Source organism: Pseudomonas sp. NGC7, assembly GCF_047159675.1.
Lineage (GTDB): Bacteria > Pseudomonadota > Gammaproteobacteria > Pseudomonadales > Pseudomonadaceae > Aquipseudomonas > Aquipseudomonas kermanshahensis.
On the sequence record NZ_BAAFZY010000001.1, the window covers coordinates 2,254,640 to 2,267,655 of the forward strand.

The 13,016-nt window shown below is 61.8% G+C and carries 13 protein-coding genes; 5 read left to right on the forward strand and 8 right to left on the reverse strand.

Annotated features, from left to right (window positions below; genetic code table 11):
- Positions 1–116: 116 nt before the first annotated feature.
- The 8 genes from dacB to ACMCNM_RS10350 all read right to left on the reverse strand — a co-directional run bounded on the left by dacB (position 117) and on the right by ACMCNM_RS10350 (position 9,253).
- Positions 117–1,574, reverse strand: coding sequence for a D-alanyl-D-alanine carboxypeptidase/D-alanyl-D-alanine-endopeptidase (gene dacB / locus ACMCNM_RS10315; RefSeq protein ID WP_412764300.1), 1,458 nt, complete (start codon positions 1,572–1,574; stop codon positions 117–119).
- Positions 1,575–1,771: 197 nt separating this feature from the next.
- Entirely contained in the window at positions 1,772–2,116 is a 345-nt protein-coding gene (locus ACMCNM_RS10320) for a YggL family protein (protein WP_027596660.1), read from the reverse strand.
- Between the two features lie 12 nt (positions 2,117–2,128).
- Positions 2,129–5,791 (reverse strand): transporter substrate-binding domain-containing protein, encoded by a 3,663-nt coding sequence (locus ACMCNM_RS10325; RefSeq protein ID WP_186704089.1) that lies wholly within the window; start codon positions 5,789–5,791, stop codon positions 2,129–2,131.
- An 8-nt stretch (positions 5,792–5,799) separates the two neighbouring features.
- Positions 5,800–6,417: a response regulator transcription factor gene (locus ACMCNM_RS10330; protein ID WP_186682365.1), complete on the reverse strand. Its 618-nt coding sequence runs from the start codon at positions 6,415–6,417 to the stop codon at positions 5,800–5,802.
- Positions 6,418–6,699: 282 nt separating this feature from the next.
- Complete coding sequence (locus ACMCNM_RS10335) at positions 6,700–8,031, reverse strand: deoxyguanosinetriphosphate triphosphohydrolase (protein ID WP_027596658.1); 1,332 nt, start codon at positions 8,029–8,031, stop codon at positions 6,700–6,702.
- Positions 8,032–8,230: 199 nt separating this feature from the next.
- Positions 8,231–8,560 carry a hypothetical protein gene (locus ACMCNM_RS10340; protein ID WP_085274197.1) on the reverse strand — a complete coding sequence of 110 codons (330 nt, stop codon included), beginning with the start codon at positions 8,558–8,560 and terminating at the stop codon, positions 8,231–8,233.
- The gene (locus ACMCNM_RS10345) at positions 8,557–8,931 is read right to left on the reverse strand and encodes a phage holin family protein (protein ID WP_027596656.1); all 375 of its coding nucleotides are present in this window, start codon (positions 8,929–8,931) and stop codon (positions 8,557–8,559) included. The genes ACMCNM_RS10340 and ACMCNM_RS10345 overlap by 4 nt, the downstream gene beginning before the upstream one ends.
- A 10-nt stretch (positions 8,932–8,941) precedes the next feature.
- A complete protein-coding gene (locus ACMCNM_RS10350) occupies positions 8,942–9,253 on the reverse strand; it encodes a DUF883 family protein (RefSeq protein ID WP_027596655.1) in 312 nt (103 codons plus the stop codon).
- Between the two features lie 313 nt (positions 9,254–9,566).
- Between ACMCNM_RS10350 and ACMCNM_RS10355 the strand changes: the two genes are divergently transcribed.
- The 5 genes from ACMCNM_RS10355 to ACMCNM_RS10375 all read left to right on the forward strand — a co-directional run bounded on the left by ACMCNM_RS10355 (position 9,567) and on the right by ACMCNM_RS10375 (position 12,945).
- Positions 9,567–10,775: an ammonium transporter gene (locus ACMCNM_RS10355; protein ID WP_027596654.1), complete on the forward strand. Its 1,209-nt coding sequence runs from the start codon at positions 9,567–9,569 to the stop codon at positions 10,773–10,775.
- A gap of 73 nt (positions 10,776–10,848) precedes the next feature.
- Entirely contained in the window at positions 10,849–11,088 is a 240-nt protein-coding gene (locus ACMCNM_RS10360) for a glutaredoxin family protein (protein ID WP_099430055.1), read from the forward strand.
- Between the two features lie 108 nt (positions 11,089–11,196).
- A complete protein-coding gene (locus tag ACMCNM_RS10365; RefSeq protein ID WP_186704090.1) occupies positions 11,197–11,628 on the forward strand; it encodes a D-Ala-D-Ala carboxypeptidase family metallohydrolase in 432 nt (143 codons plus the stop codon).
- 72 nt (positions 11,629–11,700) lie between these two features.
- A complete protein-coding gene (locus ACMCNM_RS10370; protein WP_027596652.1) occupies positions 11,701–12,009 on the forward strand; it encodes a hypothetical protein in 309 nt (102 codons plus the stop codon).
- Between the two features lie 51 nt (positions 12,010–12,060).
- Positions 12,061–12,945, forward strand: a complete 885-nt coding sequence (locus ACMCNM_RS10375; RefSeq protein ID WP_186704091.1) for a pseudouridine synthase — start codon at positions 12,061–12,063, stop codon at positions 12,943–12,945.
- Positions 12,946–13,016: the final 71 nt, after the last annotated feature.

The following is a 13,016-nucleotide window of genomic DNA, read 5'->3' on the forward strand; positions in this document are numbered from 1 at the left end:
GTAGGAGCGGCCTTGGGTCGCGAAAGGGCCGCAACGCGGCCCCGCACTTTATGCGTTAACACTGAAATCAGGGGGCCGCTGCGCAGCCCTTTCGCGACCCAAGGCCGCTCCTACCCTCAGTTGGCCGCAGCGCTCGCACCCAGCTTCGGCTGGCGATACAGGTCCAATAGCACCTGGTCCAGCACCTGCGATGCCCCCCACGGTTTCGGGTCGTTCAAAATCGCCGCCACTGCCCAGGTATGCCCATTGCTGTCACGGCTGAAGCCCGCGATGGCGCGCACGGTGTTCAACGTGCCGGTCTTGATATGGCCTTCACCGGTCATTGCCGTGCGTTTCAGGCGCTTGCGCATGGTGCCGTCCATGCCCACCAGCGGCATCGAACTGATGAACTCGGCGGAGTAGGGGCTCTTCCAAGCGGCCTGGAGCAGCGCCGCCATCTCGCGGGTGCTGACCCGCTCGGCGCGCGACAGGCCGGAGCCGTTTTCCATCACCAGGTGTGGCGCGGTGATGCCCTTTTTCGCCAACCACTGACGCACTACACGTTGCGCCGCGCGGGCGTCATCGCCATCGGCATCGGTACGGAACTGCGCGCCCAGGCTGAGGAACAGCTGCTGGGCCATGGTGTTGTTGCTGTATTTGTTGATGTCGCGGATCACTTCCACCAGATCAGGCGAGAAGGCCCGTGCCAGCAGGCGTGCGCTCTTCGGGACGTTCTCGACGCGGTCGCTGCCCTGAATGCTGCCACCCAGCTCGTTCCAGATCGCCCGCACGGCACCGGCGGCGTAGGCCGGGTGATCGAGCAGCGACAGATAGGTCTGCGAGTTGCAGCCATCACCCAGCTGGCCGCTGACCACCACGCTGACACCATCGGCCTGTTGCACAGGGTTGTAGCGCACGTCACCGGTGCACTGCTTGGACGCCACGGCTTTGACCTGGTTGTCGATGCGGATGTTGGCAATCGGCGGTTCGACCGCGATCGTCACCTTGCCACCATCGTTGCGGGCAACGAAGCGCAGTGCCTTGAGGTTGACCAGCAGTGAGTCGGGTTTGACCAGGAAGGGCTTGTTGACGTCACCGCCGTCATCGTTGAACTGCGGCAGGTTAGGCTGCACGAAGTGGCTACGGTCCAGCACCAGGTCACCGGTGATGGTGCGCACGCCGTTGGCGCGCAGGTCACGCATCAGCAGCCAAAGTTTTTCCATGTTCAGCTTCGGGTCGCCGCCACCTTTGAGGTACAGGTTGCCGTTGAGCACACCGCTGCTCAGGGTGCCGTCGGTGTAGAACTCGGTCTTCCACTGGAAGGTCGGGCCGAGCAGTTCCAGAGCCGCGTAGGTGGTGACCAGTTTCATGGTCGAGGCCGGGTTCACCGACACATCGGCATTGAACACCGTCGCCGTGCCAGGCCCATCCAGCGGCAGCATCACCAGCGACAGCGCGGTGTCCTGCAATTTGTTGGCTTTCAGCGCCTGCTGCACCTTGGGCGGCAGGCTGGTATTGACGGCGGCGGCCTGGCTAGGCAAGGCGAAGGGCAGCAGCAGGCCGGCTAGAACGAGGGGACGGAGCGTTTTGATCATATTCAGTAAATACCCTGCGGCGAGGGAAAAGGACATTGGGGCTGTAAGAGATGATGGCCCCAGAACGTAATAGAACGCGCATTATGCCCCAAGCGTAGCCACGATGGGCCACGTTCGACGGAAAACGCCACCCACAAAAAAGGCCACCGCAAAGGGTGGCCTTTTCAGCGTTCAAGCCGCTGGGTACCGCGCAGGTATCACTCAGCCGCGTTGATCGGCTTGTCCGGATACCAGGCGTCGAGCAGTGGGCTGACTTCGATCTTGGTCAGTTCGCCACGGCCTTTGAGCCAGGCTTCGACGGCAGCGCGTTGTTCTTCGCTGACCGAACCGCGTTTGGCCGAGCACACCAGGCCGAAATCGTCACCGCCTACGTAGTCGAGGCCATTGGCGTCCATGGCTTCTTCCAGGAAGGCATCGAGGAATGCATCGATTGCCTGGTCATCCAGATCTTCCTTGAAGTCCAGGTTCAGCTCGAAGCCCAATTCCTGAAACTCGTCGACACACAGCTTTTTGCGCAGGCGACGGGAGCGGTTAGTGGCCATGAAACAATCCTCTTAGGTAATATCGCCGCGCAGTCTACCAGCTTCGGCGTTTGGCTGCCTTCCTGATTGACGTTCGTCGGTACCTGCAAGCTCTCCCGCCAAAGCCATGTCCACCCGGCGCATGTGCCGCGCCAGCGCCTGACGCCTTAGCTGCCGTTGCGGGGTTGTTAAACCCATGTTTTCCAGCGCCTCGCACGCCGCCATCAGCGGCGTGGCTTCCAGCAGGCGCGCGGCACTGAGAATCTTGTGCGCCTGGTCGGCAACGGCGGTCGCGTCTTCGGGGGGCAGGTCCATCAAGATCATCAGGTCGGTGCGCAGGCTCTGGTGCAGCGCCGTGAGAAAACGCTCGCGGTCCTTTGGGTCCGGCCCGACGATCGCGCCCAGGCCATTCAGATCAAAGGGTTTGCGTCGCCACGGCTGCCGGCTCTGCGGCTTGAGGCCGGCTAGGCGCTGGCTGAGCGTACTCAGGCTGATGGGTTTGAGCAGGCAGTCATCCATGCCGGCATCCAGGCACTTGCGCATGACCTCGGGTTGCGCGTTGGCGGTATAGCCGAGGATGGTGCAGCGCGGTCGCCCGCGTTGCCGTTCTTCAGCACGTATCGCACTGGCCAGCTGATAGCCGTTCATGTGCGGCATGTTGCAGTCGAGCACCAGCACATCGAAGGTGCCGGCACGCCAGCTGCTCAGGCCTTCGCGGCCATCTCTGGCGCACGTATGGCCAAGGCCCAGGTAGCTCAGCTGCTGGGCCATCAACTGCAGGTTGGCGGGGTGGTCGTCGATCACCAGCACATTCAAGCGTGGATCGGGCACGTCGACGTTCTCGATAACCGGCAGCCCGACCGACACGGCGCTGACGGTTTGCAAAGGCATCTTAAGACGAACCTGGGTGCCAACATCCTCCAGGCTTTTGATCGTCAAGGTGCCGCCCATCATGTCGCAGAGGGTTCGGCAGATGGCCAGCCCAAGCCCGGTCCCTGCGCGGGCACCCGGGCTGTGCGGGTTGGCCTGGATGAAGGGGTTGAACAGGCGCTGCAGGTCATCGGCGTGAATGCCGATGCCGCTGTCACGCACCTCCAGTTCGAGCATCGGGGAGGAGGGCGTACCTTCGTCATGCAAACAGACGCAGATGCGCACCTGGCCATGCTCGGTAAACTTGATGGCGTTGTTGACCAGGTTGCACAGCACCTGCTTGAAGCGCAGCGGGTCGAGCAATGCATGGCAGCGGGCCGATGGCTCGATGATCACTTCCAGCGCCAGGCCTTTCTGCCGTGCCTGGCCATCGAAAATGCGCCCCACCGACTCGACCAGTGCCGCCAGGTCGACCGGTTCTGGCGCGAGTGACAGGTGCCCGGATTCGATGCGCACGATGTCGAGGATGTCACCAATCAACCCCAACAGGTCCTTGGCCGAGTGATGGGCCAGCTCCAGCGCTGAGCGGTCCACCCGCCCTTGGTCGGCGCGTTTGACGGCCAGCTCCAGCATGCCGATGACCGCGTTCATCGGGGTGCGAATTTCATGGCTGATGGTGGCCAGGAACGTGCTCTTGGCACGGTTGGCATCCTCGGCTTGCTGCTTGGCCTGGCGCAGCTCCAGCACCAGTTGGCGACGGTCACTGATATCGATCCAGCCGCCGATGATGCCTTGTACCTCGCCCAGCGAGTCACGGTACGGCAGTATCCAGTGGTAGATGGTCATTTCCCGGCCTTTGACCCGCAAGGGGCGATCGATGATCAGCGGGGTGCCTGCCGCCATGACCTGCAGGTAGTCAGCGTGGATCTGGCGGGTCTGCTCGCGGTCAGCGAACAGGCTTTCTTCCAGGTGCTTGCCCATGACTTCCTCGTTACAGGCCTGTACAGCCTCCAGGTAACTGTCGTTGCAGCTTTGCAGGCAGCCCTCACGGTCACGCACATACATGGGGTGGGGGGTGCCGTTGAGCAGCGCGCGCATGAACGCCAGCTGGTCGTTCAATGCCCGCTCGGCGCTTTGCCGCTGCCTGATCTGCAGGCGCAGGCGGGCATTCCAGATCAGTGCCAGCAGCAACAGAAGCGCCGTGCCCAGCAGCACTTGCCAGGCAAGCCGGCGAAATTTCTGCCAGGTGCTGTCGTCATGCAGGCTGTAGCCACGCCAGCGGTTATTGATCACCCCCAGTTCTTCCGGCGAAATGCTCAACAGTGCTTTGTCCAGAATCGAGACGAGCGTCGGCGACTGGTCGCTGGCTGCCATGGCGTAGCTGGCAGGCTCGCTGCCGACCGTGGTGCGTATGACCAGGTCGGGGTTGGCGGCCACGGCATGGTTGGCATCGATCAAGGTGGTGATCATGGCATCGACAGCGCCGCTTTTGAGCAAGGCGATGGAATAGAAGGTGCTCTCGGTTTCGATCCGGCCAATGCGCGGATAGCGCGTGGAGAGCATCAGGTCCATCGCGCTGTATCGGGTAATCGCGACCCGTCGGTCCTTCAGCTGTTCCAGGGTGGCGAATTGCCCCTTGTCAGCGAGGCTGACCAGCACATAGACGCTGTCCAGGTAGGGGCGGCTGATTTGCAGGGTCTGCTTGGCTACGCCATCCGTGGTGAGCGCCGCAATCACATCCGCCCGGCCGTCTTTGAGCCGGGCGATCATGTCGGCGATACCGCTGGCACGCTGCACCTCGAAGCGCAGGCCGGTGCGCAGGCGGATGAGCTCCAGCAGGTCGGCAGTGATGCCCCTGAAATAGCCCGAACTGTCGAAGAAGGACACCGGGGCTGCCGTGTCGTCGATCGCCACGCGCATGACGGGGTGGCGTTGCAGCCAGAATTCTTCAGTCTCCGTCAACTGCAGCTTGCGGTCGGTCAACAGCAGGTCGCTGCCTGCACTCCAGCGTTTGAAGATGCTGGTGCGCAAGGTGGCGGGCTGGCTGTCGAGTATGGCGTTCACCAGCTCCATCAGCAGGGTGTCCTGCTGGCGCACGGCAAAGCTGAAACCGATGGCTTCGTGCTTGCTGAAATTGGCAATGCGCAGGCCAGGCAGGTGGCCGCGGTTGAGTTGATAGTGGGTGGAGATGGTGTCGCCGATGAACACGTCGGCCTGGCCAAATGCCACTGCATTCAAGGCTTGGGAAGACGAGCCGAACGCCAGCAGATGGGCTTTCGGGTAGGCGCTGCCAACCTCCTGCCTTGGCAGGTAGTGGTAGAGCATGCCCAGGCGCATGTCTTCCAGGCCCATGTCCAGTGCGCGGCCTTCATTTTCACGGGTAACCAGCACTGGCTGGTCAACGGCATAAGGGTGCGAAAGTGCCAGGCCGTCCGTGGTTGCCTCATAGCCATTGGCACTGCCGAGCAGGTCGATGTCGCCGCGTTTGAGTGCATCGACGGCAGCCTGCCGGTTTGAAAAGCGCAGCACGCGTACCGGCAACTGCAAGGCGAGGCCGATCAGGTTGGCATATTCGGCGGTGAGACCTTGATAGTCACGCCCGCCACTGGTGATGTCGAAAGGCGGGTAGTCGGGTGCTGAAGTGCCCAGCACCAGCTCGTGACGGCTTTCGAGCCACTGGTGTTGTTGGGGCGTGAGCGAAAGCGGAGCTGGTTTTGCCGGTGAGCGTGCCAGCAGCGCGTAGGCAGACGCGCTGTGGTGGTTGGCCTGGGCCCCAGCGCTGAACAGCACCAGGGCGAGTAACAGCCGGGCGAGAAGGCGCGCCATGAAAACCCTCAGACCAGCGCGTTGCGTTTGGCCATTTCGATCAGGTCCACCAAGGTGTCGACCTGGAGTTTGTGCATCAGGCGCTTCTTGTAGGTGCTGACCGTCTTGTTGCTAAGGAACATGCCCTTGGCGATTTCCTTGTTGCTTCGGCCTTGAGCGAAAAGTTGCAACACCATCAATTCACGGTCATTGACTTGTCGGAAAAGTTGCAGGTCGTCATTGACCGTCTGATTGTGTTTGATGGCCTGGCTGGGGAAATAGTTATACCCGGCCAGCACGGCTTTGATTGCGCTGAGCAGTTCGCTCAGGTCTTCCTGTTTGCACACATAGCCTGCAGCGCCCGAGTGCATGCAGCGCACGGCAAACAGCGCCGGAGACTGGGCGGTCAATACCAGCACCTTCAGAGGCAGGGACATGGCCTGGAACCGGGAAAGTACCTCCAGCCCGTCTAGCTTGGGGATGCTGATGTCGAGGATGACCAGGTCGGGTGTGGTCTCGCGAATCATCTGCATGGCATCCACGCCATTGTCCGATTCGCCGACGATCTTGTAGTTCTGATTCTCCAGCAACATACGGACGGCCAGACGGATAACGGGATGGTCGTCGACTATAAATACGGAATGCATGTTCAACTTCCCTGCGGGCGAGTGAGGGTGACGGCTGGCACCTTATCCCAGTTGGAAGTCATCGGGCATGCGAGGAAGGGCTATTAGCCCTATATGGGAAATGGCTTACAAGATAAAACAAATCGGGCTACGCAATGAGCGCATGAAACTCGATGTCAAACCTTGTTTAGTAACTTTTCGTTGATTGTTAGTCGTGGTGTTTATCAGTGATGGGCATAGGTAGGAAGTTTCCTAGGTAGACAGGTGCAGCGAGCGCCTGAGCACAGGCTGCACCTGCCTGGCTCAGGTCGGGCTGGAGCGCCCGGTCATTTCGCGGGCCATTTCGCTTGCATAGCTGTCGGTCATCCCGGCGATGAAGTCGATCATGCGCAGGAACGCGCTGTGCAATGAGGCGTGCGGGTCCGGTGCATTGTTGCCAATCAGGTCGAGTACTCGGCGGCTCTTGAACGAGGGTGTGCGGCCACCGTGCTGTTCGAGGGCCGCGCCGCAGAAGGTGTTGAGGAGGATCTCGAGTGTGGTGTAGGCGCCGATCTCGTGCAGGGTCTTGCGTTTATCCTGGAAGATCTTGTTGCGCGCCATGTCCTTGGCTTGCAGCACGCAGTGCTTGGCCGGGCCGTGCATGTGCTCGACCAAGTCACCGCTCAGGTGCCCGCCAAGCAGTGCCGTTTGCTGCTCGACGAAGGCGCGGGCGGCGGCGTTGGTCAGGTGTTCGATGGCCTTGCCGCGCAAGATCGCCAGCTTGCGTCGGCGCGAGTCGCGCGGGCCGAGTTGGCGATAGGTCTCCGGCAGATCGTCGCCCACCAGGTCGAGCAGCAGCGCCTCGACTTCCGCATACTGCAGCAATTCCATTTCCACGCCGTCTTCCAGGTCGATCAGCGCGTAGCAGATGTCATCTGCGGCCTCCATCAGGTAGACCAGAGGGTGGCGTGCCCAGCGCTGGTCCTCCAATTGTGGCAGGCCCAGTTTGCGGGCGATCTGTTCGAGCAGTGGCAGTTCGCTCTGGTAGCTGCCGAACTTGTGTTTCTTGTAGCCCAGGGCGTCGGCATGACGGGCGCTCCAGGGGTACTTCAAGTAAGTACCCAGGGTGGCGTAGGTCAGCCGGGTGCCGCCGTCGAACTGGTGATACTCCAGTTGGGTGAGGACACGAAAGCCTTGGGCGTTGCCTTCGAAGTTGAGGAAATCGGCACGTTCGTCGTCGCTCATGTCGTCCAGCCAGCCACGTCCCGCTGCCTGCTGGAACCAATGGCGGATGGCGTCTTCGCCGGAATGGCCGAACGGTGGGTTGCCAATGTCGTGGGCCAGGCAGGCCGATTGCACGATCATCCCCAGGTCACTGGGCTCGCACCAGTCTGGCAGGCTGTCACGCAAGGTTTCGCCCACCCGCATGCCGAGCGAGCGGCCGACGCAGCTGACTTCCAGTGAATGAGTCAGGCGCGTGTGGATATGGTCGTTGCTGGAGACGGGGTGTACTTGGGTCTTGCGTCCAAGCCGGCGGAAGGCGCCGGAGAAGATGATCCGGTCGTGGTCCTTGTGGAAGGGGCTGCGCCCGAGTTCTTCGGGGCTGTACAGGGCTTTGCCCAGGCGTTCGCGGGTCAGCAGGGTATGCCAGTCCAAGGCTCGATCTCCTGTCGGTCGATGGGCATAGCTTCCTGTGTCGAGAGGCACCATGCAAGCTGAAGGTTGACGCGGTTTTTTGCAGGGGCAGCCTTGTGCTGCGAAGAGGCCGGTGCAGGCAAAGCAGATATCTGCAGCCTACACCGGCCTCTTCGCAGCACAAGGCTGCCCCTACACGGGGCGGGTTGAGGGCTAAATGTCAGGGTCGCCGGCCATTTTGCAGGTACAGGCGGATCAGCGGCAGCAAGCTGCTGCTTAGGCGCACCAGCCGGGTGAGGTTGCCGCTGCGCACGCCCTTGCCGGTCAAAAAGCCCAAGGCGACCACGGCGCCAATGCCCCACAGCGGGGCGTGCTTGATGCCAAGCCCCCCGTGCAGCGAACTGCCCATGCCGCGTATGCGCTGCAGGGGTTCGAGCAGTTGCCCCGACTCGTGGCGGATTTCCTGGCGGTGCATCTCCATGCGCAGGCGCAGCAGCGCTTTGCGCAGTTCGCGTGGGTTACGGGTGTTGGGGAGTTCAGGCAGGCTCATGGCAACAGGCGCTCCCGGTCCTTGGCGAGTTCTTCGAGGGTCGCGCCGAAAGGCGATGACTCGTCGAACACTGCCGCTTTCAAACGCAACCCGCAGTACAGCGCGGCTAATCCATAGAACACGCACAGGCCGATGATGCCCGCCAGGCGATAACTGTCCCACAGCAGCACCAACAGCAACCCTGACAGCGCTGTCAGCAAGAGCAGGGCGAACACCAGTGCCAAGCCTGCGAACAGCAACAAGCTCAAGGTGCGGCCTTTCTGTTCCTGCAGCTCAATCCCGAACAGTTCGATGTGGCTGTGCAGCAGCCCGAGCATGGCCGCGCCCAGGCGCTTGCCGGAAGCGCTGGTGCCGATGGCGTCATTCTCCATGGGTGACCTCTCAGCGCCTGGCCAGCAAGCCGATCAACAGACCGACGCCTGCGGCGATACCGATGGCCTGCCAGGGGTTCTCCTGTACGTACTGCTCGGCGCTGCCGAGGGCCGCCTGGCCACGGTCGCGCACCGATTCCTGGGTCAATTGCAGGGTTTCGCGGGCCTGGGTCAGGCGGTCGTGGATCTGCTCGCGCAATTCATCCGCTTGGTCGCCGGCCAGGTTGGCCGTGTCGGCAAGCAGCTTCTCGGTATCGCGGACCAGGGCCTGGAAGTCAGCCATCAATATCTCTTGCGCAGTCTTTGCCGATTTGCTGGCCATGGGGTCTCTCCCTGTCGATGTGTGATGGTAGTTCGAGTGATAGCACGCGCGGAAGGTTCAAGTGCCTGTGCTGGTATGGGCTTTGCTATGTCTTTGCCACGTTGCGGGGCGCCACCGGCGGGCATTGCGCCGATTCAGGGCACCCTGCGTGACGTGTACCGTTAAACCTTAACCCAATCCACGACAAACCCAAGAAAAAACCACGCAGGCCTCGCCCATGTCATCCAATAGGGCAGGGGGCTGGCACCGATTCGGTGCAGGGATGCAGGTTCTTGAACTGTCCTGGTGCCATTTCAGCAGGTCTGCCTATTTCATGGAACACATGCACAGCGCGATGGACTCTCTGGTCCACGGTTCGAATACCCTGTTCATCCTCATGGGCGCCATTCTGGTGCTGGCCATGCATGCTGGCTTCGCTTTTCTCGAAGTGGGCACCGTGCGGCACAAGAACCAGGTGAATGCTTTGTCGAAGATTCTCAGCGACTTTGCCATCTCGGCGTTGGTGTACTTCTTCATCGGCTACTGGATCGCCTATGGCGTGAACTTCTTCCAGCCGGCGACGGCACTGGCAGCCGACCATGGCTATGCGCTGGTCAAATGCTTCTTTCTGTTGACGTTCGCGGCGGCCATCCCGGCGATCATCTCTGGAGGGATTGCCGAGCGGGCGCGTTTTGTCCCGCAGCTGTGTGCCACGGCGTTGATCGTGGCGTTTGTCTACCCGTTCTTCGAAGGCGTGGTGTGGAACGGCAACCTGGGTGTGCAGGCTTGGCTGCAGGCACGCTTTGGTGCGCCGTTCCATGACTTTGCCGGCTCCGTCGTGGTGCATGCCATGGGCGGCTGGCTGGCACTGGCCGCTGTCGTGCTGCTGGGCGCCCGGCGCGGGCGGTACCGCGATGGGCGCCTGGTGGCCTTCGCACCGTCGAGCATTCCGTTCCTGGCGCTGGGGTCGTGGATCCTGATCATTGGCTGGTTCGGCTTCAATGTCATGAGCGCCCAGACCTTACAGGGGGTCAGCGGCCTGGTGGCGATCAACTCGTTACTGGCCATGGTCGGGGGCACCTTGGCGGCGCTGCTGGCCGGGCGTAATGACCCAGGGTTCTTGCATAACGGGCCGCTGGCCGGGCTGGTGGCGATTTGTGCTGGCTCCGACCTGATGCACCCGATTGGCGCGCTGGCCACCGGCCTGGTGGCCGGGGTGCTGTTCGTCTGGAGTTTTACCGCGGCGCAGAACCGCTGGAAAATCGACGACGTGCTGGGCGTGTGGCCGTTGCACGGCCTGTGTGGCGTGTGGGGTGGCATTGCCTGCGGCGTGTTCGGCCAGGCGGCGCTGGGTGGCATGGGTGGCGTGAGCCTGGTCAGCCAATTACTGGGCAGCTTGATGGGTGTGCTGGTGGCATTGCTGGGGGGCTTTACCATCTACGGTGCAATCCGCGCAGTGCACGGCTTGCGCTTGAGCCACGAGCAGGAGTTCCAGGGCGCGGACCTGTCGCTGCACCGCATCGGTGCAACCAGTCAGGATTGAGCGAGGTCAGGTGCGCGCAGGGCGGTACAGACCTAGAATAGGCTTTTCCAAAGCCAAACCGAGACCCGCCCCCATGCTGCCTGAATGCCAACTGTTCGGCACCCTCGGCTGCCACCTGTGCGAAGTGGCCGAGGCCGTGCTGATGCCTTTCGTCGACCATGGCCTGTTGGTGGAACTGGTCGACATTGCCGATAACGAGGCCATGTTCGAACGCTACGGCCTGATCATTCCCGTGCTGCGGCGGTGTGACACCGGCGCTGAGCTGCACTGGCCGTTCGATGCCGAGCAAGTGGTGACGTTTCTCGCGCCGTGAAGGCATCAGGGGAATGATTGCCTCACGCCATGGTTGAGACTGCAGGTCGATGATCAGGTGCCGGCGCACTGCTGCCGGTGTCCTTACACTGTCATCGAGAATTCAACCATGTTCATTACCCCTCATTTCACCCTGGATGAGATGACCGTTTCACAAATTGCCGCAAGGGAAGGTCTCGACAACACCCCAACGCCCGAGGCACTGGCCAATTTGCAGGTGCTGTGTGGCGCGCTTGAACGGATACGCGCGCTGTTCGGCACACCGGTTATCGTCAGCAGCGGTTACCGCAGCAGTGCACTCAACCGGCGTATCGGCGGTTCACCGACCAGTCAGCATGTGCTGGGGCTGGCGGCCGACTTCACAGTGATTAAAGTCAGCCCGCGGGATGCGGTACGCAAGATCTGCGACAGCGACGTGCCTTTCGACCAGTTGATCCTGGAGTTTGACCGGTGGGTGCATCTGTCCGTGGTCAATGGCACCCCACGGCGCCAAGTGCTGACCATTCGTAAGGGCACGGGGTACCTGCCGGGGCTGCAATGAGCCGAGGGTGAATTGACGACGACGAGGGCAAGTCCGTATGCTGTATATAAATACAGTATCCGAGGTAAAGCCATGCTCAACGTCGAGCAACTCAAGTACAGCGTCAACCGCATGCCTGTCGAGCGGGTGTGCGACGCCGTTCTGGAACTGCGCCTCGAGGGCCTGGTGACCGATGACCGTACACCGTTCGGCAAGGTCCACTTCAACACCTGTTTTGCCGAAATCGAGGCCTTGTTCCAGCGTGCCGGCTACCACCGTGGGCTGGATGTGGTGGGTTATCAGGGGTTGTTGTATGCCTTGTATGACCCCGGCCGCTGGGAGGCGGTGCAGGTGCTGCGCTGGTTGAAGGAGCGCAGCGAGGCGCGGGATCAGGCTGGTTGAGGTGGCGGGCTTGGGGGATAATGCGCGGCCTTGTACCTTTCGAGCGCTGCCATGACCCCGCCTTTCGACCCCGCCCGCCAGCAAGCCAGCACGGTGTGCCTGCCCCCCGGCAACTGGGCGACGGTGCTCGATTGCCTGTGTGACCATTTCAAGGCCATTGATCGTGCGCAGTGGCTTGACCGCTTTGCCCGTGGCCGGGTGCTGGATGCCCAGGGGCAGGCCATCCCTGCCGAACTGGCTTACCGACGTGGCATGCGCTTGCATTATTTTCGCGAGGTGCCGAACGAGCGGCCTATCCCTGTGCAGGAGGCCGTCCTGCACGTGGATGAGCATTTGGTGGTCGCTGATAAACCGCATTTTCTGCCGGTTACCCCCACCGGTGAATACGTCGAGCAGACCCTGTTGCGCCGGCTGATCCGGCGCCTGGACAATCCGCACCTGGTGCCATTGCACCGCATCGACCGGCATACCGCAGGGCTGGTCCTGTTTTCTGCCAATCCGCAGACTCGCAGTGCGTATCAGCGCTTGTTCCCCGAGCGACGGATCGATAAGCGCTACCAGGCCATCGCCGCAGCCATGCCGCAGCATGAGTTCCCGCTAGTGCATAAAAGCCGTCTGGTGCATGGCGAGCCGTTTTTTCGCATGCATGAGGTCGAGGGCGCGGACAACAGCGAAACCTTTGCCCAAGTGCTGGAAACGCAGGGCGATTTGTGGCGTTACGGTTTGTCGCCTGTAACCGGCAAGACCCATCAGTTGCGTGTACACATGGCGGCGTTGGGGGCGGCGATCTGCAACGACCCGTTCTACCCCGAACTGCTCCAGGTCGAAGACGATTACCAAAAGCCGTTGAAGTTGCTGGCGCAGAGCTTGCGTTTTGATGACCCGTTGACGGGGGAAGAGCGCTACTTCGAGACCCGGTTGCGCCTGGACTGGTAACGCCCCAACCTGCCATCCGCGGTCTCTGTAGGAGCAGCCTTGCGCTGCGAAGAGGCCGGTACAGGCAGGGC